At 60.6% G+C, this 22,913-nt stretch carries 19 protein-coding genes; 10 read left to right on the top strand and 9 right to left on the bottom strand.

Annotated elements, in window-relative coordinates; all coding sequences use genetic code 11:
* Window positions 1-31 precede the first annotated feature (31 nt).
* The 4 genes from ACZO0A_RS10500 to ACZO0A_RS10485 are packed head-to-tail and all read left to right on the top strand — an operon-like array spanning window position 32 to window position 2,972.
* Window positions 32-982: a Gfo/Idh/MocA family protein gene (locus ACZO0A_RS10500; protein WP_294780976.1), complete on the top strand. Its 951-nt coding sequence runs from the start codon at window positions 32-34 to the stop codon at window positions 980-982.
* Window position 983: 1 nt separating this feature from the next.
* Window positions 984-1,745: an acylneuraminate cytidylyltransferase family protein gene (locus ACZO0A_RS10495; protein ID WP_291231774.1), complete on the top strand. Its 762-nt coding sequence runs from the start codon at window positions 984-986 to the stop codon at window positions 1,743-1,745.
* Complete coding sequence (locus ACZO0A_RS10490) at window positions 1,738-2,511, top strand: threonine/serine exporter family protein (protein ID WP_291211051.1); 774 nt, start codon at window positions 1,738-1,740, stop codon at window positions 2,509-2,511. The genes ACZO0A_RS10495 and ACZO0A_RS10490 overlap by 8 nt, the downstream gene beginning before the upstream one ends.
* Window positions 2,511-2,972, top strand: a complete 462-nt coding sequence (locus tag ACZO0A_RS10485) for a threonine/serine exporter family protein (RefSeq protein WP_302376049.1) — start codon at window positions 2,511-2,513, stop codon at window positions 2,970-2,972. Before ACZO0A_RS10490 ends, ACZO0A_RS10485 begins: the two co-directional genes overlap by 1 nt.
* Window positions 2,973-3,116: 144 nt before the next feature.
* Here the strand turns inward: ACZO0A_RS10485 and ACZO0A_RS10480 are convergent, their stop codons facing one another.
* From ACZO0A_RS10480 to ACZO0A_RS10445, 8 genes are all read right to left on the bottom strand, one after another.
* Window positions 3,117-4,319: a hypothetical protein gene (locus tag ACZO0A_RS10480; protein WP_291231772.1), complete on the bottom strand. Its 1,203-nt coding sequence runs from the start codon at window positions 4,317-4,319 to the stop codon at window positions 3,117-3,119.
* Window positions 4,316-5,539: a hypothetical protein gene (locus ACZO0A_RS10475; RefSeq protein WP_294719209.1), complete on the bottom strand. Its 1,224-nt coding sequence runs from the start codon at window positions 5,537-5,539 to the stop codon at window positions 4,316-4,318. The genes ACZO0A_RS10480 and ACZO0A_RS10475 overlap by 4 nt, the downstream gene beginning before the upstream one ends.
* Before the next feature lie 177 nt (window positions 5,540-5,716).
* Window positions 5,717-7,471, bottom strand: a complete 1,755-nt coding sequence (locus ACZO0A_RS10470; RefSeq protein WP_302376050.1) for a hypothetical protein — start codon at window positions 7,469-7,471, stop codon at window positions 5,717-5,719.
* Between the two features lie 3 nt (window positions 7,472-7,474).
* Complete coding sequence (locus ACZO0A_RS10465) at window positions 7,475-9,259, bottom strand: DUF6311 domain-containing protein (RefSeq protein WP_302376051.1); 1,785 nt, start codon at window positions 9,257-9,259, stop codon at window positions 7,475-7,477.
* A gap of 50 nt (window positions 9,260-9,309) precedes the next feature.
* Entirely contained in the window at window positions 9,310-10,050 is a 741-nt protein-coding gene (locus tag ACZO0A_RS10460; protein ID WP_215694599.1) for an ABC transporter ATP-binding protein, read from the bottom strand.
* A gap of 12 nt (window positions 10,051-10,062) precedes the next feature.
* A complete protein-coding gene (locus ACZO0A_RS10455; RefSeq protein WP_486846295.1) occupies window positions 10,063-10,860 on the bottom strand; it encodes an ABC transporter permease in 798 nt (265 codons plus the stop codon).
* Between the two features lie 65 nt (window positions 10,861-10,925).
* Entirely contained in the window at window positions 10,926-12,191 is a 1,266-nt protein-coding gene (locus ACZO0A_RS10450; protein ID WP_302376053.1) for a 5-bromo-4-chloroindolyl phosphate hydrolysis family protein, read from the bottom strand.
* 11 nt (window positions 12,192-12,202) lie between these two features.
* Window positions 12,203-13,360, bottom strand: a complete 1,158-nt coding sequence (locus ACZO0A_RS10445) for a GDSL-type esterase/lipase family protein (RefSeq protein WP_302376054.1) — start codon at window positions 13,358-13,360, stop codon at window positions 12,203-12,205.
* Window positions 13,361-13,586: 226 nt separating this feature from the next.
* Between ACZO0A_RS10445 and ACZO0A_RS10440 the strand changes: the two genes are divergently transcribed.
* The gene (locus ACZO0A_RS10440) at window positions 13,587-15,248 is read left to right on the top strand and encodes a glutamine--tRNA ligase/YqeY domain fusion protein (RefSeq protein ID WP_302376055.1); all 1,662 of its coding nucleotides are present in this window, start codon (window positions 13,587-13,589) and stop codon (window positions 15,246-15,248) included.
* 49 nt (window positions 15,249-15,297) lie between these two features.
* On the opposite strand, the gene ACZO0A_RS10435 is transcribed toward ACZO0A_RS10440, so the two are convergent.
* Window positions 15,298-16,671: an MATE family efflux transporter gene (locus tag ACZO0A_RS10435; protein ID WP_486846294.1), complete on the bottom strand. Its 1,374-nt coding sequence runs from the start codon at window positions 16,669-16,671 to the stop codon at window positions 15,298-15,300.
* A 75-nt stretch (window positions 16,672-16,746) separates the two neighbouring features.
* Here ACZO0A_RS10435 and ACZO0A_RS10430 point away from each other — a divergent pair, with 75 nt between their 5' ends.
* The 5 genes from ACZO0A_RS10430 (at window position 16,747) to ACZO0A_RS10410 (ending at window position 22,384) form a co-directional block, all read left to right on the top strand.
* Complete coding sequence (locus ACZO0A_RS10430) at window positions 16,747-17,646, top strand: leucine-rich repeat protein (protein WP_291231764.1); 900 nt, start codon at window positions 16,747-16,749, stop codon at window positions 17,644-17,646.
* A gap of 2 nt (window positions 17,647-17,648) precedes the next feature.
* Window positions 17,649-18,962, top strand: coding sequence for a vWA domain-containing protein (locus tag ACZO0A_RS10425; protein WP_215694614.1), 1,314 nt, complete (start codon window positions 17,649-17,651; stop codon window positions 18,960-18,962).
* A gap of 3 nt (window positions 18,963-18,965) precedes the next feature.
* A complete protein-coding gene (locus ACZO0A_RS10420) occupies window positions 18,966-20,501 on the top strand; it encodes an ATP-binding protein (protein WP_302376057.1) in 1,536 nt (511 codons plus the stop codon).
* 233 nt (window positions 20,502-20,734) lie between these two features.
* A complete protein-coding gene (locus tag ACZO0A_RS10415) occupies window positions 20,735-21,004 on the top strand; it encodes an ACT domain-containing protein (RefSeq protein WP_215694618.1) in 270 nt (89 codons plus the stop codon).
* A gap of 12 nt (window positions 21,005-21,016) precedes the next feature.
* Window positions 21,017-22,384 (top strand): PFL family protein, encoded by a 1,368-nt coding sequence (locus tag ACZO0A_RS10410; protein ID WP_215694620.1) that lies wholly within the window; start codon window positions 21,017-21,019, stop codon window positions 22,382-22,384.
* Window positions 22,385-22,913 lie beyond the last annotated feature (529 nt).

Here is a 22,913-nt window from a genome sequence, read left to right as displayed (position 1 = left end):
TGCATCTAAATCAAGACAAAGGGGAACGCCTATGCGTACCATCACCGCGCTGTTTGTGGGGCTGGGCTCCATCGGCACGCGCCATTTGAAAAATCTTGCCAACCTATGCGCTGACCGCGGTTGGGCCTTGCAGGCCGACGCACTGCGCAGCGACCTTTCCCGCCCGCTGCGGGATGGTGTGGCCGAGCTGCTGCACGCCCAGTACACCGACATGGCCGACGCGCCCGCGCACTACGACCTGGTCTTTATCACGAACCCAACGAGCCTGCACGCCGACGCATTGACCCAGGTCAAGGGCCGCGGCGAGGCGCTTTTCATCGAAAAGCCGATTTTTTCTGCCGAGCAAACCGGTCTTGCTTTAGCCAACTATCTGCCCACCGGGCAAAAGGCCTACGTGGCCGCGCCCATGCGGTGGTGCGGTGTGATGCTGGCGCTGAAAGACCGCCTGCCCGCCCTGCACCCCTACTGCGCCCGGGTCATCTGCTCGAGTTATCTGCCTGACTGGCGGCCCGGCGTGGACTACCGTACCGTGTACAGCGCCCACAAGGCACTGGGCGGCGGCGTCACCATCGACCTGATTCACGAGTGGGACTATCTGGTGGAGCTGTTCGGCGTGCCGGAAAAGTTGTACAATTTCAAGGGGACCTACTCGGATTTGGAAATCGATTCCGACGATCTCTCGGTCTACATCGCCAAGTATCCTACGCTGCTGGCCGAGGTGCACCTCGACTACTTTGGGCGCGGATATCGCCGTTCTATCGAGCTTTTCTGCCATGACGGCAGCTATTTAGCCGACTTTGGCGCGGGCACACTGACCCTGCCCGACGGCACCGTGCAGCATTACGAGGAGGACGTCAACCGCCGCTATGAGCGGGAGATGGAATATTTTGTGGACTACGCGCTGACAGGCAGCGGCGAGAGCTGCAACCCGCCCGCACTGGCACTGAATGTGCTGAAATTAACACTGGGGGAGAATGTGTAACATGAAACGTCTGCTCATCACCATCTGCGGCCGCGCAGGCAGCAAGGGCTTCAAAAACAAGAACTTGAAAAATTTCTGCGGCAAACCGTTGGTTTACTACTCTTTGAGCGCCGCTGAGCTCTTCATCAGGAACCACCCCGAGCTGGAAGTGGACATTGCGCTGAACACCGACAGCGAGGATCTGGCCAAGCTCGTGGCCGCCGAATACCCAGAGGTCATCTACCTGCCCCGCGGGGCCGAGCTGGGCGGCGACCGTGTACCGAAGGTCGAGGTCTACAAGGACAGCTTCGCCCGCATGGAAGCGCGCACCGGCAAGCCCTACGACGCCATGATCGACCTGGATATCACCAGCCCGCTGCGCACCGAGCAGGACATTGAGAATGCCTTTGCCAAGGCGCAGGAGCGCGAGGACCTGCAAATCATCTTCAGCGTCTGCGAGGCCCGCCGCAACCCATGGTTCAATATGTTTAAAATCGTGGGCGACCACGCCGAAATGGTCATGGAGAGCCAATTCACCGGCCGCCAGCAAGCGCCCGAGGTTTATGACGTCAATGCGTCGATTTATGTTATCCGCCGCGCATTTTTGGTGGACAACCCGGACCCCATCCTGTGGCATTCCAAGTTCGGTGTCAGCGTTATGATGGACACCGGCATCATCGATATCGACTCCGAGCATGACTATCTGCTGATGGAGGCCATCGCGCAGCACCTCTACGCCCATTACCCGGAATTTAACGCTGTGCGGGAGAATATTCGTGGCTGAGGACCTGTTTGACCGTGCGCTGGAGCTGGTGATGGACGGCGGGCAGACCCTGCTTGCCAACGGAGGCGAGGTGTTCCGCGTGCAGCAGACGATGGAAATTATGGCCGCCAGCCTTGGTGTGCAGGATTTCCACGTCTATGTGCTGACCAACGGCATTTTTGCATCGGCCCACCTGCCCGGCGGGGAGTCTGTCACGCTGGTGCGGCACGTGCCCACCGTATCCATCCATCTGGGCCGGGTCGAGGCTGTGAACGAGCTTTCCCGTGAATTGGCTGCCGGCAAGCTCGACGTCGTCGAAGCCGAGCAAAAGCTGGCGGCAGCCCGTGCACTGCCCCGGGTCACGCCCCGGCGGGAGGTGCTGGCCTGCATCGCCGGGGCGGCGGGGTTCGCCTATCTGTTCGGCGGCACACTGGCCGACGTGCCGGTAGCCGCCGTGGCGGGCCTGTTGGAAGCGCTCGTCTGCCTGCATTTTGGCCGCCACAGCATCAACCGGATGTTTACGGATATCGTGGCGGCGTTCTGCTGCACGGTCTGGGCCATTGCGGTGCAGGCCGTGGTGCCTGCCGTCAGCGCCAACGCGGCCATCATCGGTGCGCTGATGGTGCTGACCCCCGGCGTCGCCCTGACGATGGGCGTGCGTGACATTTTAAACGGCGACTACCTGTCCGGCTCCATCCGCCTGCTGGACGCGCTGCTGATTGCGGGCAGCATTGCGGGCGGCGTAGTGCTGGGCTGGATCGTCGCCCGCGGATTGGGGGTGGCCTGATGCCGGTCTGGACACATTATTTCGCACATTTTGTGGTGACGGTCATCGCCACGATCGCCTTTGGCGTCACGTTTCAGGTACCGCGGCGGCATTACCTGGCCGCTGGCATCACCGGCGCGGTGGGCTGGATGGTCTACATCTTCGGCGTGGAGCTGCTGGGCATGAGCCCGGCCATCGCCACGCTGGTGGCTACCCTGCCGCTGACCGGGTGTGCGCGGTTCTTTTCCATCACGCACAAAGCCCCGGTGACGATTTTTCTGCTGCCGGGTATCTTCCCGCTTGTGCCCGGCGCGGGCATCTACTACACGGCCTACTACTTTTTGCAGGGCGAGCAGGAATTGTTTGCCAGCAAAGGCGGCGAGACGTTCAAGGTTGCCCTGGCGCTGGCCCTGGGCATTGCGCTGATATGCAGCTTGCCGCTGCCGGGCGGGCATGAGAAAATAAAAAGGCCTTCTCCCTGAGGGAGAAGGTGGCCGAGCGAAGCGATGGCCGGATGAGGGGCGGGTCAGCCGTTATTGCACGTTAAGGCGCAGTAACGGCCAGCCCGCCCCTCATCCGTCCGCTTCGCAGACAGCTTCCCCCGTGGGGGAAGCCTTTTTTAGTTTTTACCACAAATTATACGTCAAAATCGGCACGTTGTAGCTTACGCCCCGCATCAGCATGACCAGGAAACACACGCCGCTGATAACATGCCACGCCAGCGCGGCGGCACACAAAACCAGCCGCCAGCATGGGGCGGCTTTCGCCCGCAGCTGCTGCAAAAACACGCTGACGGATTCCAGCCAGAACACCCAGAAGCAGATGAACGGCCCCCACCAGAGATTGGCGTGGTACAGCCGCTCACCGCTTTCCACCAGCAACAGCGCCTCGGCCAGCGAGACGGCAAAGGTAAACAGGCTGAACCGATAGCGAAAGCTCTGCCACGCGGCGCGCCCCAGCAGCAGCCCCACCGCCGCCACAAAGACGAATGACCGCGCCAGCCCCAGCGCACCGGCCTCGTTGAAGGGGCCCCACAGCATACGGTGGTGGTCAAAGGGCACAGTGAAAATCAGTTTGACGCCGGAGTCGTCCTCGGCAAACAGAACGCTGGCCTGAATGACGCAGAGCGCCACGCCGGGGAACACACTGCACCCCATAATGATCTCATTTTTCAGATTTTTCGCGCTGGTGCGCACAAAATCCACAATCAGCAGCACCAGCAGCGCCGGGGCAAAGGCGAAAATCAGGCTGGCCTTAAAGCTCGTCGCCACCGTCAGCAGCACCGTATAGACCGCGTAGGCACGCAGGTCCAGCTTGCCCCGCATTGTGGGCCAGACACGGTAGAACGCCAGCATTGCCAGCAGCGCAAAGGGGGCTAGCATAATGTAGGTGGTGTTGTGGTAGATCGTGCCGCCGATGGTGCCTTGGTACCAGTAGCCGCCCCTGGGCATCCAGACTGCCGTTGCCAGGTTGACCACCAGGCTGACCAGCAGCCGCACCGGGCGCGGGACGTCCGACAGCGCGGCCCGCAGGCCGCAGGCAAACACCGCCACCCCCGCCAAGTGGAACACCGCCAGCAGCACGGCGATCCCCATGCGCCCAGCCAGATTGTACGCCGGGCCGATGAGCAGCGACACGGTCGAGTAGACCATGCCCCGCTGGGCAAACGCCAGATGCTGCCCTAAATCCGACGTGTAGGGGTCATCCCCGCCGCCGGGCGAGCAAAGCTGCTGGTAGTGCAGCCACACCATAGCTGCGCCGAACGCCGCCAGCGCCAGCACGCATAAGATCGTCAGCAGGGCGTTTTTCTGTTGCTTGTTCTTCGTCACAGTACAATGCCCCACATTTCTTGCAGCAGGTAGCTTTCGGTGCCGATCATGACCGCATAGGAGATACCGGCCAGCATCAGCCCCAGGAACACAATGCCGCTGGCAATATGCCAGGCCAGCGCCCCGCAGCACAAAACCGACGTGCCGGTCTCCACCGGGGTGCGCGGCTTTTTGTGCAGGCGGCGCAGCAGCTGAATCAGCGATTCCAGCAGCAGGATGTCATAGCAGATGAACGCGCCCCACCACAGGTTGCCGTCGTACATACGGCTGCCGGTCTCGGTCAGGCAGATGCCTTCGGCCAGCGAGACGGCAAACAGAAGCAAGCTGAACTTATAGGCGTAAGCGCCGCGCCACTGCCGGAACAGCAGCAAAACCACCGCACCCACGAACACCAGTGAGCGCACCAGGCCGTGCTTGGCGCTGTAATTAAAGACACCCCACAGCACTTTTTCTGGGTCGAAGTCGGTGGTGAAGATCAGTGCCATGCCGGAATCATCCCCGCCGGTGAACAGCACCTTAGCCTGAATGATGCAGAGCAGAATGCCCGGCAGCACTGTACAGCCGAGCCAGACTTCCCATTGGAGGGCCTTGCCGTGGGTGCGGATCAGGTCAACGACCAGCGCCACAAGCAGGGCTGGGGCAAAGGCGAAAAGGTAGCTGGGCTTGATAGCCGTTGCCACCGTAAGCAGCACCGTCAACGCGGCCCAACTGCGCCATTGCAGCTGACCATGGTGCTCTGCCAGCGAGAGGAAGAGGAAAAACGCGATAAGCGCCAACGGTTGCAGCATAATGTAGGTAGTGTTGTGGTAGATCGTGCCGGTGATGGCACCAAAGTACCAGTAGCCGCCGTTTGGCATCCAGACCGCCTGACAGAGGTTCGCAGCCAGCGACCAGAGCAGCGCTGCGCCAGGGCAGACCTGCGGCACAGCCTTACGGATGGCCCAGGCAAATATCAGCAGCGTCAGCAGGTTGACGGCAGCCAAAAACACCGCCGTGCCCAGGTTGCCGCCGATGGCGAACACGCCCCGCAGCAGGACCGTGACCAGCGAAAAGCCGGTATTGCCCATGGCATGGCCCGCCATGTGGGCCGGGATATCAGAGTAATAGTACCCGGTGGAGAGCAGCTGTTGGTAGTGCAGCCAGCCCATCAGCAGGGTAAAGACCGCTGTGCCCAGCAGCCCCAGGCCCCACAGCAGCCGCTGTTTCTTGTTTTGTGCCAAAGCGGCACCTCCTTGGTGTGTAATGGCTTCCCCCACGGGGGAAGCTGTCAGCGGCTTGACCGCTGACTGATGAGGGGCGGCCTTGCCGATGCAGACCGTTCACGGGTTGCTGTGGCACACGCGCCCCTCATCCGGCGCTGCGGCGCCACCTTCCCCCAAAAGGGGAAGGCAAAGAAATTACTCCAGCCGAATACTCTCCGCCAGCACTGTGCCTTCCAACTGCACCAGGGTGGCGGTTTTTTCGGCGTATACCTCGGTTCGTACTTCTTCGCCGCCGGCTGTGGTGTAGCAAAGCGTGGCCTGCTGCGCCGTACCTGCGGGCAGGCATACGACCACATCCGTCAGCTCATCCAGCGCATTGCCGCTGCCAAGGCCGCACCAGCCGATGTCATAGCGGCTGGTCTGGCCCAGGGTAAAGCCCAGACGGTAGGCAGTCTCATCGGCGTGGTCCTCGATGCGCCAGACCTGCAAGGCGTGGGCGTCGGCGTCCTGCTCTCCATAGCGCAGGAAGAACGCGTTCTCGGCGACCTCGTTGCCGCCCCAAATCATGTAATCCGTCACAACGGGCATCTCGGTCCCTGCGGCGTCAGCCGCACCGGCGGCTACCGTCTCGCCAAAGACCGTGTAGGCGCGGCCACCCTCGGCGTAGGCTGAGCGGGTCGCGGCGCGCTGCCAGACCACCGTGCCCGCCATGCCGACAGCCAGCAGGCAGTAGAGCACCGCGCGGTTCTTGGGCCACCAGGTTTTGCTCCGTGCCCAGCGCAGCAGCAGCACCAACAACGCCAGGGCCATCAGGCCAACGCCGTAGCTTTCCACCGTCTGCGGGATGTAGCCGTGCCGCCAATCGATCTGCCCCGCCTGCTGATATTTAGGCGAAAGCCCGATGAGCAGCGACGGTGCGGACAGCATGGCAAGGCCGGTCAAGAACAGCAGCAGGTTTTGCTTGCGGTTTGGCAGCTCGCGCAGGGCAGCCAGCGCCGCCACCGCAGCCCCGGCCACCATGACGCCGCAGAGGATATCCACCGGGTAGATCGTGCCGGGGCGGACCTTGCCCGCGAACAGTGCATTGAGCGGGAAGCCCGCCGACATCTGCATGGCCCAGGTCTTGAGCACCGCCGGGATGTCAAAGTTCGGCGATACACCGCCGATTGGCTGGGCATCCCCGGCCAGAACGCCCATCTCCTGCAAGGTGTTGACAAGCCGCGCCCCCAGGTTGAAGGCCAGCGTCACGCACTCGCCCACAAACACCGGAATGCTCAGCCGCAAGGCGTCGCGGGCCTTGTCGGTGTAGAGCCAGGCCAGGCCGAAAATCGGCACAATATAGGTAAAACCAATTTCAAACGTGGCACAGCACTGGAACGCGCAGTACCCCGCCAACACGGCCCACCGCTTGTGCCCGGTATCCTGCAAACGCAGCACAGCCAGCCCTGCCACCAGTGCGGGCAGCAGCGTACTTTGCACCAGCGCACCGTAGGAATACAGGCTGTTGCCGGTGGAGTCCTGCCAGACACTGAACATCATGGGCAGCAGGCAGATACAGGCGATGCCCAGCTTTTTGTTGTGGCTGGCCTTGCCCACGAGCCAGCCGGTCAGCAAGATATCCGCGTAGGTCCAGGCCAGGATGTAGAGCCGATAGCCCACCAGATCACCCAAAAACCAGCTCGTCAGCCCGCGCACCGGCGGCGAGGAAAAGGGCCGGAACCGCCCCTGCTGCAAGCTGAACTGGGTCCACAGGTCGCCGATATAATCCAGCACGCTCTGCCCAAAGGATGTGTGGGTAATATAATAGTAGTTTTGCAGGTTGATGAGTTCATCGTCGCCGCCCAGGGGCGCACAGGTCACGATGCTGAGATACCACCAGCCGAACACGACCGACACAGCGCAGACCAGCGGCCAGAACCATCGTTTTTCCGTCAGTTTTTGCAGTTTCATTGCTCACTCCTGCCCCAGCGGGATATAGCAGAGCTTGCCGCTCTCGCTGATGATGACGTCGTCCTCGGCACAGCCCGCCGCCTGAATCAGCGCTGCCAGGGTGGGCTGCTGCTCGTCCTCGGTGTAGCCGTCCAGATCCAGGTAGATGCCCGCCATGCCCTGGGTGCGCAGCTCGGCCACCATGGCGTCCGGCTCCAACTCGCTTGTGGCCTGATACCAGGCGTCATTCTCGGTGCCGTAGCCCGCGCCGTAGCTGAATTTCAGCGTCTTGCTGTGCAGCGGGCCGCGCAGCAGCGTATAGTCCCACATATTGTTCAGCGGGCCGTTCTCAAAGTTTTTCATGTACGGCAGCTGGAAGAGCATAGCCCCCTCCCCTGCCGCGTCCTCGACCTCGGTCATAAAGGCCGCGTCCTGGTGCCAGGTCTTTTGCACTTCCTCATATTTCGGGCTGAAAAGGCCCTGCTGCTCCCAGTAGCCGTAGGCCAGCAGCACCACCATAACGAGGATGAGCTTTTTGCGGTCTTTTCCGGTGCGCTGGGCCAGCCGCATTTCCGCCGTCAGGCCGACGGCCAGCAGTGCGAAGAACGCAATGTAAGGGCTGATGCGGTTGTACCCGCGGATGAACCGCACAAAGATACCGATGATGCTGCCAAAGCCGGCAATGCTGGCTAACAGCAGCGCCATGACGTTCAGACGGCTCAGCAGCCAGAGGCGGTCGCCCAGCTGCGGCTTCTCGGTGCGGCCGGCCTTCCAGTCCCAGTTGCGCAGCAGCATGAGCAGCAGCGCCAAAAATCCGAAAATGCCCACGACGCCGAGATAGCCGTAGCCGTTCTCGTTGTACATCGGGCCTTCATCGGCAGCCAGGATGTGGAAGTAGCGGCCCATCCAGTTGGCGAGCTTTTGCAGGCCGAAACCGTTGGGCGACAACAGCAGGCTGCTGATGCGCAGGCTGTAAATGTCCGCGCCGACCGGGCTGCGGTAGACGCCGTTGGTCAGGGTGCTGCCCTGGCCGCTGAGGATGCCCAGCACCATGGGGAAGAAATCGGGTATCATCCAGGCGACGATCTCCGCGATCGTGACCAGGCAGGGCGCACCCACGCTCCACTTGTGGCCGCGCAAAATCAGGCAGAGCGCCGTGACGCAGAGGAAAAAGCAGGTGAAATAGGGATAATAGGCCGCGCCGTTGTTGGCGATGCCCCAGGCCATAGCCAGGGCCAGCCAGTTGCGCTTATTCTTGAAAAAGCCCTTGCCCGGGCGGTTGAAGCCTTCATCCTCGGCACACCAGAGGCAGAGCAGCACCGAGAAGGGTACGAACTCGCAGGCGGCCAGCATCATATGCCCGGCCATCCGCTGCTGCACGTAGGGCGTCATACCGAAGGTGATGCCAAAAGCAAAGCTGAGCCAGCGGCGCATGCCCACCATGCGGAACACGGCGTAGGCCGCCAGCGCGTTGGCAAAGGGGATGACCAGCACATACAGGTTGAACACGGTGCCGGTATCTTTCGTAAACAGGCCAACGAACCAGACGAAGATATCATAAATCAGGTCGTAGTTCGGGTCATATTTGCCCGCGACCTCATAGAACGGCCATCCCAGGGAGCCGGACAACTCGCCGTAGCTGCGCTGCACCTGACCCACCCAGTAGATGCCGTCGCCGCCGTAGAGCATGGGCACCGACCAATCGAGCCGCCACAGCTGGAAAAACCAGTATTCGCTGGCCGCCACCGCCGCCAGCAGCAGCGCGACGGTCAGAATTTCCCTGGCCAGGTTTTGTTTTGATTTTGGCATGGGGTCTCCTTTAAAAGTTCTGCCTTCCCCCTGGGGGGAAACCTTTGGGGTCATTCCCCTCTCTGCATAGCCTCCACATAGGCGTTGCAGACTTCCTCCGCCGGGCCGTCGCCGCGGATGTGGCCATGGTCTATCCAGATGGCGCGTTTGCAGAGCTGCTTGACCTGGTTGATATCATGGCTGACAAAAAGCAGCGTTGTACCGCCGGATAACATCTGTTCCATCCGCTGGTGGCACTTTTGCTGGAACATAAAGTCACCCACCGACAGAATCTCATCGCAGGCTAAGATATCCGCCTTGACCTCGGTCGCAATGGAGAATCCCAGCCGCGCGATCATGCCGCTGGAATAGTTTTTCACCGGCACATCGACAAAATCCCACAGTTCAGCAAAGTCGATGATATTTTTGAAGTGCTCTTCCATATAAGTGCGGTCGTGGCCCAGCACCGCACCGTTCAAAAACACGTTTTCCCGCGCGGTCAAATCGAGGTCAAAGCCCGCGCCCAGCTCGATCAGCGGCGCAATTTCGCCGTTGACGGCGACGGTACCCCTTGTTGGGTACATGACGCCCGCAATAAGTTTGAGCATCGTGCTTTTGCCGCTGCCGTTGCGGCCAATCAGCGCTACGGATTCGCCGGGTTCGATGCTGAACGAGACGTCTTGCAGCGCATAAAATTCATTGAAAAAAAGCTGATGTTTCAGCAGCTTGACGGTATATTCCTTGAGGGTCTCGGTTTTCTCCTGCGCTAGGTTAAAGCGCATCGAGACATCCTCCACCTGAATGATGGGCATGGGGGAAACTCCTTACAGATACAGAATAAAGTTGCGCTGCAATTTGCGGAACGCCGCCAGGCCTACAACCAGCATGACGGCTGCGCTGCCGATGCAGGCAATCCAGGTGTTGGGGCCGGGCACGGTGCCGTACATGACCAGGCACCGCATACAATTGATGTAGTGGTACAGCGGGTTCAGCTTAATGATGGGGATCAAAAACGGCGGCAGCGCCGAGATCGGGTAAAACAGCGGCGTCGCGTACATCCAGGCCATCGTCACGATGCCGTAGAGATACTGCAAATCGCGGAAGTAGACAGCCAGCGCCGAGAGCAGTACGGCCATGCCGCAGCAGAACGCCAGCAGCAGCAAAAGCGGCGCCCAGACGAGCAGAATCGTCCAGTAAAACGGCGACCGGGTGATGAGCATGACCAGGATAATGGCCGCCAGGCTGAACAGCAGGTTGACAAAGCTGGACACCACGCGGCTGATGGGGAAAATAAACTTGGGCACGTACACTTTTTTGATAAGGGACGAATTTCCCAGCACGCTGCCCATGCCCATGTTCGTGCTCTCGTTAAAAAAGTTGAACAGAGTGTTGCCGCAGATGAGGTAAAGCGGGAAGTTCGGGATATCGAACCGGAACATATAGGAGAAAACGAGGGTCTGCAGCAGCATCATGAGCAGCGGGTTTAAGATGCTCCACACATAGCCGAGCACGCTGCGGCGGTATTTGACCTTGAGGTCGCGTGTGACCAGCTCCCGGATGAGCGGCCGATATTTGGAAAAGTTGCGCCAGCTGTTATGGAACTGGCCGGTGGATTTTTGCATAGGGATATTGGCTCCTTAGTAGTATGGGGATAATGTCTCCCTTTGACAAGGGAGGCTTTTGGTGGTTACATCTTAAACGGTGCATCATCGGTCAGGCCGTCGGCCCGCAGCATATTCTGCATCACATCGATGTCGGCGCTGACGTCGAGGGCGTCGCTGGCGAACAGGCGGTCGAGCTGGTTTTCAAACGCTTTGACCAGCGTATCCATCGTCAGCTCAATGCGGCGCTTCGACTCCGAAATGTTCTCACCTTCCACGCCCTGGTTGTCCAGCTCAGCGTAGGTGTTCAGCAGCTTTAACGACGTAGGAAGGTAATAATCCATGAACTTGCGCATCTGGGGCAGCTTGTCGGGGTCGGACTTGGCCTGCTCAAAAATTTTGGCCGAGACCGCTTCCAGACGGCTGATCTTGTCGGTCATCTCCTCGTCGGGGATGGCGTCGTTGACCCGGCGCAGCTCGTCGAGGATTTTCTGGTACTGATCCTTCTCGGGCATCGGATCTGCTTTTTCGACCTTGGATTTCTTCGCCTTTTTCGGGGTCGGCTCGGGGGGCTTGCCGGTCACGACGAGACATTTGCGGCGCATATCCAGGTAGGCTTCGGGGCCGAACACGCCGTCGTCGATGCAGTTTTCCAGGTGCTTGCAGCATTTTTCATAGCTGCACGGGATGGCGTCGGCGATATCCTTAATGTACATATACTGCGCATCACCGACAATATTGTCGATCTTTTTGCGCAAGCGGCGGCCGGTGCGGATGTGGTGCGCGCCGAACAGGCAGCCCGCGCCCGCCGTGGCCGAGACAAACACAGGCATCATATCCGCCAAGAACCAGCGGATGTACTCGAGATCCCCCGTCAAGGCGTCGGGCAGCCAGTAGGTACCTCCGGGCAGCGCCGCCAGCGCGGTCAGCAGCAGCAAAACGCCCGCCACGGTCAAGCCGTTGGCAAGGGCCATGCCCTTGCGCTTTTTCTCGGCATCCCGAGGTGCGGCGGCAGTTTTGCCCGCGCTCTCCTTATCCTGCTGAGCGTAGATAGGACGGAACTGTCCCTCCTGCACTGATGGGCCGCTGCGGTAGCTCTGGGTCCGGGTACGGGCTTTCTGCTCAAAGCTGCCCAGCTTACCGTTTTTCATAGCGGCATTCAGGCCGATGAAGATAAAGCCCAGCGGCCACCACACCACAAAGCCAATGACGATGGCCCACCAGGGGAACTGGAACGGGCCGTCCCCGGCGTGATATTCATTGCGGTTGTAGTTGTTCTGGTAGCGCAGGCCGCTGCCGGAGTAGGGATGGTCCGGATCCGTGTAGCGCGGATGTTCGTTTTCGTTGGGCATGGGTGGCTCCTTTACGGAATATCGTTCAGCAAATTCTTCATATCATCACTTAAATAGTAGGTGCTTCCGGCCTGGTAGGGGTTGTTCTTGCTGTATGGGACGTGGGTACACAGGTAGCTGACCCACTTGCTGTACCCGGACACCGTCAGGTGTACGCCGTCGGGCTGAGAGAAATCGGTCTGCAAATACCCGGCATCGTCGGCGAACTCTGCGTTCAGGTCGAGGTAATAACAGCCGCGCTCGGCGCAAAGCTGCTGGATGGCCGCGTTGATGACCGCCAGCCGGTCCGGTGCCAGGCCCGGGAGGCTGTCGCTGACCTTTTCCTGTGTGGCAGTCAGCACCGACTGCACATAGAACGTCGTGTCAGGCAGCGCCGTGCGCAGGTCGTCCAGCATTTTTCCGTAGTAGGCCAAAAAGCTGTCATCGTTGCCGGGCTGGACGAGGGCGTTTGTACCGATCAAAATATACAGCTTGGCGGGTTGGGCAGCGGCCAGCACATCCAGCGGGACTTCCTCGCCCCGGTCGGGGCTGGTAACGGTGGTGCGGTTGACAACGGTGTTGGGGCTGATGCCCTCATACCCACAGATCAGCGCACCACCCACATCAATGTTGTACTCATTGGCGCAGAAGCCAGCGGTGAGCGAGTCACCCAAGAAGGCTGCGTCGGCGAACCAACTGGTATCCACCCGGCCAAACTCCGGCAGGGCGGCGGGCTTTGCGGGCAGCGCCGTGTAGGTGTAGCCGGTATCAGCGGTCTGGCGCTGCGGGCCGACGGTGCCCCAGTTCAGCGTCTGGGCGTTCTGGCTGCCGCTGTCCCCCGCCCCGGCGTAGGGCAGCGGGGCCACCAGGCGGGTACCTGCGGGGTCTGCGGTGGGCAGAGGCGCGGCTTCGGTCTCACCCTTCATGCTTTTGGGCAGCAGCACCGTGATGATACCGGACAGCACCAGCACGCCGCCCACCGTGCCCAGCACGGCCAGCCTGCGGCGTCGGCGGCGAATTTCCCGCCGTCGGCGGGCGGCGGCACGGCGCTGTTCCTGCGTGGGGGCGCGCCGCTGGGGCGGGGCCGTGGGGTGCTGGTTGGGCACAGCCCAATCGCCCTGCATCGTGTAGCGTTCTGTATCGGGGTTGCGCGGGCGGCGGCCCGGCTCCCTGTTTTGCGGGGTCGGCATAGCGGATGCCCCCTTTCATGGCAACATAGTAAATCAGTATTGATTATAGCACAAACCTTTTATAAATAACAGTAGGTGCGCAGAAGTTTTTGCCCCTTGCTAAATGCAGTTGTACACGGTATAATAGTAAAATAGTTAAAAATAGCATTGCCGGGCGCTTGTGGGGGTCGATGCGAGCATCCACCCCTGCGGTGTGGCGCTGCGGCATATAATTTGGGGTGTAATCATGGCAGACGAAAAATTTTCCAACTTTTTGACGGATATCATCGACGCCGACCTCGCTGAGGGCAAGGTCGATGTTGTGCATACCCGCTTTCCGCCGGAGCCGAACGGCTACCTGCACATCGGTTCCGCCAAGGCGATCTTCATCAACTATACCATCGCCAAGCACTACGGCGGCCTGTTCAACCTGCGCTTTGACGACACGAACCCCGCCCGCGAGGGTGACGAGTACGTGCAGAGTATCCTGCAGGACCTGAAATGGCTGGGTGCTGAGCCGAACGGCGGCATTTTCTACGGCAGTGATTATTTTGAGCGCTGCTACGAGTACGCCGAGCAGCTCATCAAGGAGGGCAAGGCCTATGTGGACGACCTGACCCGCGAGCAGATGCAGGAGTACCGCGGCAACGACGCCGGCAAGCCCAGCCGCCCCAGTCCCTACCGCGACCGCACGCCGGAAGAAAACCTTGACCTCTTCCGCCGTATGCGCGCGGGCGAGTTTGCCGACGGCGAAAAGACGCTGCGCGCCAAGATCGACCTGGCAAGCCCGAACATGAATATGCGCGACCCGACCATCTACCGCATCAAGCACGTCGAGCATCACCGCCAGGGCGACAAGTGGTGCATCTATCCGATGTACGACTTCGCACACCCGATCCAGGACGCCATCGAGGGTATCACCTTCAGCCTGTGCAGCCTGGAATTTGAGAACCACCGTCCCCTGTACGAGTGGGTCATCACCAATCTGTTCGGCAAAGAGTTCCCGAAGCAGCGCGAATTTGCCCGCCTGAACGTGACGAACACCGTCATGAGCAAACGCTACCTGCGTGAGCTGGTGGAGAAAAACATCGTGGACGGCTGGGATGACCCCCGCATGCCGACCCTGTCCGGTCTGCGCCGCCGCGGCTACACGCCGACGAGCATCTTCAAGTTCGTCAAGGACGCCGGTATCTCCAAGGCGGACAACCTCGTCGATATGCGCCAGCTGGAGGCCGTGCTGCGTGCCGAGCTGGAGCTGAACGCCCAGCGCCGCGTGGCCGTGCTGGACCCCGTCAAGCTCATCATCGACAACTACCCCACCGACCAGTGCGAGTATTTTGACCTGCCCAACAACCCGAACCGCGACGCCAACGACTCGACGACCCGCAAGGTCGCCTTCACCAAGGAGCTGTGGATCGAGAACAGCGACTTCTTTGAGGTGCCGCCGCCGAAGTTCAAGCGCCTGACGCTGGGCAGCGAAGTCCGCCTGATGGGTGCGTACCTGGTCCGCTGCACCGGCGTGGACAAGGACGAGAACGGCAAGGTCGTGGCGATCCACGCCGAGGCTGACCTGGAGACCCGCAACGGCAACCCCGCCGACGGCCGCAAAGTGCGCGGCACCATCCACTGGGTCAGCTGCGCCCACTGCCTGGACGCCGAGGTTGAGCTGTACGACAAACTGTTCACCGAGTCCAACATGAACAGCATCCCCGACGATGCCGACTTCAAGGATTACCTGAACCCGGACAGCGTCAAGGTACTGCAGGGTGCGAAGCTCGAGGAGAGTCTGAAGGACGCCAAGCCCGGCGACCGCTTCCAGTTTGTGCGCAATGGCTACTTTACGCCGGACAGCAAGCACGATGGCGTCTACAACCGCATTGTCACGCTGAAAGATAGCTTTAAGCTGTAATTTGTAAAAATGACCCCCATCGGAAATTTTCCCGATGGGGGTTTTGTTGTTACGCTTTCTGTTTTCTCTCCCACTTCTCCGCGCAGCGCTGCATCCAGCCGCCCTTGAGGTAGTACACAATAAACAGCGCGGATGCCAGCGTCCAGGTGATGGGATAACTCAACTCCACCGTGGCGACCTCGTGGCGGATCGGCACGGCCACAAACAGCCACAGCATCCGCAGGCCGCAGACAAAAAACACCGTGATCAGCGTCGGGATGCGCACATCGCCGCAGCCGCGCAGCGCCCCGGCCAACACCTCGATGCAGATATAGGTGATGTACACCGGCGTCAGGACGTGCATCATGCCGACGCCCACGGCCACGACCGCGTCATCCTGGCTGAACAGCCGGAACAGCGGCTCCGCCAGGTTGTAGAACGTAACGCTGATGAACAGCGTGATGCCCGCCGCCATGGCAAGGCAGACCCGCACGCCGCGCCGCACGCGGTCGTACTGCCGTGCGCCAAAGTTCTGCCCCGCAAAGGTCGTGATGGCGATGCCCAGCGAGTTGATCGTCATCCAGAACACAAAATCGATCTTACCGTAGACACCCCACGCCGCAATCGTGCTGGTGCCGAAGCTGTTCATGCTGCTCTGAATGAAAATGTTGCTGATGTTGTACATGGCGCTCTGGGCTGCAGCGGGCACGCCGATGGTGCAGATGGCCGCGAACACATCGCTGTGCAGCCGCAGTTTTTCGGGCCGGACGTGCCAGGGCATCCCCTGGGAGCCGACGATGCACCGCAGCGTCAGCGCCGCGCTGGCTACCTGGCTGAGTACCGTGGCCCACGCCGCGCCCGCAACGCCCCAGCCGAACGCTGCGATAAACACAACGTCCAGCGCGATATTGACGAGCGACGCCGCCATCAAAAAGTACAGCGGCCGCTTGGAATCGCCGATGGCACGCAGAATATTTGTGCCCATGTTGTAGAGCATCTGGGGGATCATACCCAAAAAGTAGATGCGCAGATACAGCGCTGCATCGTCCAGTATTTCCGCAGGCGTACCCATCAGGCGCATCATCGGCTCAGCGGTCAGCAGGCCCAGCACCGTCAGCAGCGCACCGATGGCCACGCTGAGCACCAGCGCCGTGTGTACCTGGCGGTCAACGGCGTCGGCATCGTGGGCGCCCCAGCTTTGGGCAATGACAACGCCCGCGCCGCTGCACAGGCCGACGAACAGGCCCACCAACAGATTGACAAAAGAGCTGGTTGCGCCCACCGCTGCCAGCGCGTTGGTGCCCACAAAGTTGCCGACGATCAGAGTATCCGCCGTGTTGTACAGCTGCTGGAACAGCGTACCGAACCAGATGGGCAGAAAGAACAACAGCAGCTGTTTGGGGATGCTGCCGGTCAAAATATCCGTTTGCTTGACACTTCTCATAGATTTCTCTCACTTTTCTGTTTCTCGCGTCCCTATTTTATGCTATAATGGCGGTAATGTAAAGGGGGCTTTTTTGTGACGGTTTTCTGGGAGCCATGCGCGGGCGGCGTACGGGTGCTGCGCCTGCTGGGGGATACCCCCTGCCCCGCCGTGCCCGGCGTTATTGGCGGTCTGCCCGTTGTGGAGATCGGCCCCTACTGCTTTGCGGAAAAGCCTGTCAGGCCCGGGGCGCAATGCACCGGTACCGACACCCACGAGATCACCGGCAATTTTGTGGAGGAAGTCACTCTGCCGGACACGGTGCGGGTCTTGCACAGCGCGGCATTTTACAACTGCCGCAAGCTGCGCCGGGTCACGCTGGGGACCGGGGTGGAATCCTTGGGCAGCGATTTGTTCACGAACTGCCGCCAGTTACGGGTGTTTACGCTGCGGGCCGCAGCGGACGCCCCCACCGGGCTGAAAAAGCTGCTGGGGGCCGTCAGCGCCGATATCACGGCAGAATTGGATGGTGCGCGGCTGTTTTACCCCGAGTATTCGGAGTTTTTGGACGAGAACACCCCCGCGCATATTTTCAACCACAGCATTGAGGGCGAGGGCTACCGGATGCGGCAGTGCTTTACGCCCGGCGGCGCAGTAGATTACGCGGCGTTTGACGCATCGTTCACGCAGGCCTGCGTCGGCGAGAGCGCGGATACGCTCTGCCGCCTGGCGCTGGGGCGGCTGGTGCAGCCGTTCGGCCTTAGCGACAACGCCCGCGCAGACTATGAATTGTATCTGACCGCCCACCCGGCGGATGCGTTCAAGTTGGCCATCGACACCCGGGATGAAGCCGCGCTGCGGCTGCTGGTGGGCCTAGGCCTGCCCACCGCTGACGCCGCCGTCTATTGTTCCCGCGCCGGTTGGAGCGCCGGGGCAGCCATTTTGTTGGGCCGCCCCAGGCGGGTGAAAAAGACCTATGATTTTGAGGATTTGTAAAAATGCCCAAACACATCCAAACCCAAACCGAATGGGAACAGACGATGGCCCGCCGGGTCATGGAACAGCTGCGCGGGGAGTTGTATCTGGACCAGCGCTACCTGACGGCGGCGCTGGGGGCACTGCCCGCCGCACAGACGGAGAGCGGCGGCAGCTTTGCCACCGACGGCGGGGCGCTCTACTACCCTGCGCCCTGGGTGCTGGACACCTACCGCAAAAACCGCCGCTACCTGCCCCGGGCCTACCTGCACAGTTTGTTCCACTGCATCTTCCGCCACCTGTGGCTGCGGGACAAGCGCGATCCCGACCTGTGGGGCCTGGCCTGTGACATTGCCGTGGAAAGCACGCTGGACACCCTGAACACCGCCGCCACGAAGCGCCCGGTGGGCTGGGTGCGGCAGCAATGTTATACACAACTGCGGCAGTCATGCAAATTTCTGGCCGCCGGGCCAATCTACCGTGTGCTGACTAAGACCGACGCCGAAACGTTGAACAAGTGGCAGCGGGAGTTTTACACCGACAGCCACCGCCTGTGGCCTGCCGACCCCACCAGCCCCGAGGCCCAGATGCGCGGCAAGCAGTGGGAAAACCTGGGCCGCCAGACCGAATTGAGCATGGAGGAAAACGGCCAGCGCGCCGGGCAGGACACCGCCGCCCAGGCTTTGCAGGCCCAGGTGCAGGCCGGGCGCAGCCGCCGCACCTACCGCGACTTCCTGCGCCGCTTCGCCGTCTGGCATGAGGAGCCGCACCTTGACCCCGAGGAATTTGACCTGGGCTTTTACAGCTACGGCCTGCGCACCTACGGCAATATGCCCTTAATTGAGCCGCTGGAAAGCCGCGAGGTGAAAAAGATCCGCGACTTCGTCATTGTGGTGGACACCAGCGAGTCCACCGCGGGCGAGCTGGTCAAGGCGTTTTTGAAAGAGACCTTCACCTTGTTAAAAAGCCAGGACAGCTTTTTCCGCCAGTGCCGCATTTTGGTCATGCAGGCGGACAACGCCGTGCGGGACGAAACCTGGCTGAACGATTTGGACGCCCTCGACCGCTACACGGCCCAGTTTACACTGGTGGGCGGCGGCGGAACGGACTTCCGCCCCGCATTCGCCCGCATTGAAGAACTGCGCCAGGACGGCGCACTGCGAGACTTGCAGGGCGTTTTATACTTCACCGACGGCAAGGGTGTCTATCCCACACGCCGCCCGGCGTTCGATGTTGCGTTTTTGTTTCTGGAGGACGGCACCGCCCCGCCCGATGTGCCGCCCTGGGCCATGCGCCTTGTTTTGCAGCCGGAAGAATTTGACCCGAAAGGACGATGAACCATGGATATTCAACGTGCCAAAGAGGAAATCAAGCGTTCTGTGCAAGCCTACCTTGCCACAGACGATATTGGCCGCCCGCTGATACCGCCCATCCGCCAGCGCCCCATTTTGCTGATGGGCCCGCCGGGCGTAGGCAAAACCCAAATTATGGAGCAGATTGCGCAGGAGTGCGACATTGCGCTGGTGGCCTATACCATCACCCACCACACGCGGCAGAGTGCCGTGGGCCTGCCCTTCATCCGGGAGCGGGATTTTGGCGGCAAGACCCGCAGCGTGACCGAGTACACGATGAGTGAGATCATCGCCAGCGTCTACGCGGCCATGGAGCGCACCGGCAAGAAAAACGGTATCCTATTCATCGACGAGATCAACTGCGTCAGCGAGACGCTGGCCCCGACGATGCTGCAATTTTTGCAGTGCAAGACCTTCGGCAACCAGGCCGTGCCGGAAGGCTGGGTCATTGTGGCGGCGGGCAACCCGCCGGAGTACAACAAGAGTGTGCGGGAATTTGACCTCGTCACGCTGGACCGCGTGCGGCGCATCGACGTTGAGCCGAAGCTGAGCGTCTGGCAGGACTACGCCCGCGCCCACCGGCTGCACCCCGCCGTGACGGCCTATCTGGAACTGCGCCCCCAGCACTTTTACAAAATCGAGAACGATGTGGACGGCGTACAGTTTGTGACCGCCCGCGGGTGGGAGGATCTGTCCGCCTTCCTGCAGGCGGCGGACAAGCTGGATCTGCCCATCGACGAGGGCGTCATCGGGCAATACCTGCGCCACCCGGAGGTCGCGCGGGATTTTGCGGCCTACTGGGTGCTCTACCGCAAGTACCACCAGGACTACGGCGTCGAGGATATCCTGCAGGGCAAGCCCTTTGACACGGTGGTGGCCCGCGCCATGGACGCGAGCTTTGACGAGCGCATCAGCCTGGTCAGCCTGTTGCTGGCGGGGCTGAACACCCGCTTTGCCGCCGCCACGGCCACCGGCGCGGTGACGGATGCCTGCTACCAGCAGCTGCGCAGCTTTAAGCGCACACTGACCCAGCAGGATGACGCCGACCCCGCTGCGCTGTTTGCCGCCCAGTGCGAGAATTACCGCGCCCGGCTGGACACCGACAAGGCTGCCGGGGCACTGCTGCCCGATGAAGCCGCCGCCCGCACCCGCACGCTGGCCCTGCTGGAAGAGTGGAGCAGGCACCTGGACAGCGCCCTGGATGCTGACGACGCCTTTGACACGGTGCGCGGGGCGTTCAATGCGCAGGTGCGCCACCGGGAGGAAGCGGTTTCCACTGCGGGCGACGCGCTGGAATGCGCCTTTGACTTTATGGAGCAGGCGTTTGAAGACGGCCAGGAGATGGTCGTGTTTGTCAACGAGTTGGCCCTCGGCCCCGACTCCGCGCCGTTCTTGGCCGAGAACGAGTGTGAGCGGTTTGAGCAGTACAGCGAGAAGCTGCTGCTCCACGGCGGCGAGGATGAACTGCTGGCCGAATTGCAGCGGGATGATGTACGCGGCGCGGAACATTCGGCGGAGTTTTGACATTTCCGACGCCCTGTAGGGGCCGGGCATGACCGGCTCGCGCGTGAAAGGCAAGCGGATGTCCGCCGTACAGTTGCGGACCACACCTGTGCGGCCCCTGCAAAGCGGCAGCTTGTTGGCTGTTCGCTCATTTGAAAAAGTATCACTTTTCGTTAAATTCTTTACTCTTTTGCAGAACTTTGTTATAATGGCAGTATTCCGTTTATCACCGGACATTTTGAGGGGGTCATACTATGAAAGCAGTTATCACGGTCATTGGGCGGGACACCGTGGGTGTCGTTGCCAAGGTCAGCGCGGTGTGTGCCGAGCTGAATATCAACATTGAGGACGTCTCCCAGTCCATCATGCAGGAGATGTTCTGCATGATCATGCTGGTGGATCTGAGCAAATCGACCGCCGAGGCCGCCGCTGTGCGCGACCGCTTCGCCGAGCTGGGCAAAGAGATGAAGATGCAGGTCACTGTGACCCGCCAGGAAGTCTTTGACGCCATGCACACCATTTAAGGGGGCGGCAGTATGAGAATCATCAACAGCCGCGACATTATGGAAACCATCGAGATGCTCACCGCAGAAAATCTCGATGTGCGCACCGTCACCATGGGCATCAGTCTGTTGGACTGCATCGACCCGGACGGCGACAAAGCCTGCGAAAAAATCTACAACAAGATCGTCCGTCTGGCGGGCAATCTCGTCCCGGTCGTGGACGGCATCAGCGCCGAGTACGGCATCCCTATCGTCAACAAGCGCATCAGCGTCACGCCGATTGCCATGCTGCTGGGCGCTGCGCCTGATGCCGACCCGGTGCAGTACGCCAAGGCGCTGGACCGCGCGGCCAAGGCCGTGGGGGTCAACTTCATCGGCGGCTTCGGCGCGCTGGTACACAAGGGCTTTTCGGCGGGCGACAAGCGCCTGATCGAGGCTATCCCCCGTGCGCTGGCCGAAACCGATATTGTATGTTCCAGCGTCAATATCGGCTCCACCAAGTCCGGCATCAATATGGACGCCGTCAAACTGATGGGCCAGGTCGTGCGCGAGACCGCCGAGCTGACCAAGGACAATATGTGCATGGGCGACGCAAAACTCGTCGTGTTCTGCAATGCGCCTGAGGACAACCCCTTCATGGCGGGCGCGTTCCACGGCGCGGGCGAGCCGGACTGCGAGATTCACGTCGGCGTTTCCGGCCCCGGTGCGGTGCGTGCCGCGCTGGCCAAACTGCCGAAGGACGCCCCGATGGACGAGGTGGCCGAGCTGGTCAAGCGCACGGCGTTCAAAATTACCCGCCTGGGCCAGCTGGTGGCAAATCTCGCCAGCGAGCGTCTCGGCGTGCCTGCGGGCATTATCGACCTGTCGCTGGCCCCGACGCCCGCCATCGGCGACAGCGTTGCGAACATTCTGGAAGAGATGGGCCTGGAAAGCTGCGGCTGCTGCGGCACCACGGCCTGCCTGGCCCTGCTGAACGACGCGGTCAAGAAGGGCGGCGTCATGGCGTCCAACCATGTCGGCGGCCTGTCCGGCGCGTTCATCCCGGTGTCGGAGGACGACGGCATGATCAACGCCGCCAACTGCGGCAGCCTGACGCTGGAAAAGCTCGAAGCCATGACGGCGGTCTGCTCGGTCGGTATCGACATGGTGGTCATCCCGGGCGATACCACCGCCGAGGTCATCAGTGCCCTGATTGCGGATGAAGCCGCTATCGGCATGGTGAACAGCAAGACGACGGCGGTGCGCGTCATCCCCGCCATCGGCCACAAGGCCGGCGATGTGCTGGACTTTGGCGGCCTGCTGGGCCACGCGCCCATCATGCCCATCAGCAAGTTCAGCCCTGCGGTCATGATCCACCGCGGCGGCCGCATCCCCGCCCCGATGCAGGCGCTGAAAAACTAAAGCAGTAAAGGCAGCGCCCATGCCGGGTTTTGGCATGGGCGCTTTTTTGTGATATGATCAGGATGACAAATCGGAATTGATGGAGGAAGCAAACATGGAAATCTGTCGGTTGGGCGATTTTTCATGGTTTACTTAGTTGGGTGTATGTCATATATTTCCTTTTGCGTTACTAAATTCATGCTTCACGGATTATGATATTGCACCTGCAATTAAAAATTGATATTATGGTAAATAATGAGTCTGAATTACATGTGCTTCTCATTCTAGATTGATGTATGCTTCTCAACTACACTTGAAAAAACAGTTGATACACAGAGAAATACTGTAATAACAAACTTGGTTAAGAAAAATTATTTCATGAGTCAGGTTGACAAATACATTTATAAGTACGATGTAAATAAAAATGAAGGTTATATCTTGGGAGATTTAGGGAAAAATCGACAAAAGTGTGGAATGTTGTAACGGCTGATTAAGGAGGACTATTGTGGAACTTACTATATCTAAAAAAGAAAAAAATAAAGCACAAAGA

Source organism: Gemmiger sp., assembly GCF_057431175.1.
This window is presented reverse-complemented; position numbering and strand designations above follow the sequence as displayed.

What these genes read in the sequence shown, in the direction of transcription:
- ACZO0A_RS10500 (WP_294780976.1), top strand. Translation starts at nt 32, where the DNA reads ATGCGTACCATCACCGCGCTGTTTGTGGGGCTGGGCTCCATCGGCACG.
- ACZO0A_RS10495 (WP_291231774.1), top strand. Translation starts at nt 984, where the DNA reads ATGAAACGTCTGCTCATCACCATCTGCGGCCGCGCAGGCAGCAAGGGC.
- ACZO0A_RS10485 (WP_302376049.1), top strand. Translation starts at nt 2,511, where the DNA reads ATGCCGGTCTGGACACATTATTTCGCACATTTTGTGGTGACGGTCATC.
- ACZO0A_RS10470 (WP_302376050.1), bottom strand. Translation starts at nt 7,471, where the DNA reads ATGAAACTGCAAAAACTGACGGAAAAACGATGGTTCTGGCCGCTGGTC.
- ACZO0A_RS10465 (WP_302376051.1), bottom strand. Translation starts at nt 9,259, where the DNA reads ATGCCAAAATCAAAACAAAACCTGGCCAGGGAAATTCTGACCGTCGCG.
- ACZO0A_RS10460 (WP_215694599.1), bottom strand. Translation starts at nt 10,050, where the DNA reads ATGCCCATCATTCAGGTGGAGGATGTCTCGATGCGCTTTAACCTAGCG.
- ACZO0A_RS10455 (WP_486846295.1), bottom strand. Translation starts at nt 10,860, where the DNA reads ATGCAAAAATCCACCGGCCAGTTCCATAACAGCTGGCGCAACTTTTCC.
- ACZO0A_RS10450 (WP_302376053.1), bottom strand. Translation starts at nt 12,191, where the DNA reads ATGCCCAACGAAAACGAACATCCGCGCTACACGGATCCGGACCATCCC.
- ACZO0A_RS10445 (WP_302376054.1), bottom strand. Translation starts at nt 13,360, where the DNA reads ATGCCGACCCCGCAAAACAGGGAGCCGGGCCGCCGCCCGCGCAACCCC.
- ACZO0A_RS10440 (WP_302376055.1), top strand. Translation starts at nt 13,587, where the DNA reads ATGGCAGACGAAAAATTTTCCAACTTTTTGACGGATATCATCGACGCC.
- ACZO0A_RS10435 (WP_486846294.1), bottom strand. Translation starts at nt 16,671, where the DNA reads ATGAGAAGTGTCAAGCAAACGGATATTTTGACCGGCAGCATCCCCAAA.
- ACZO0A_RS10425 (WP_215694614.1), top strand. Translation starts at nt 17,649, where the DNA reads ATGCCCAAACACATCCAAACCCAAACCGAATGGGAACAGACGATGGCC.
- ACZO0A_RS10420 (WP_302376057.1), top strand. Translation starts at nt 18,966, where the DNA reads ATGGATATTCAACGTGCCAAAGAGGAAATCAAGCGTTCTGTGCAAGCC.
- ACZO0A_RS10415 (WP_215694618.1), top strand. Translation starts at nt 20,735, where the DNA reads ATGAAAGCAGTTATCACGGTCATTGGGCGGGACACCGTGGGTGTCGTT.
- ACZO0A_RS10410 (WP_215694620.1), top strand. Translation starts at nt 21,017, where the DNA reads ATGAGAATCATCAACAGCCGCGACATTATGGAAACCATCGAGATGCTC.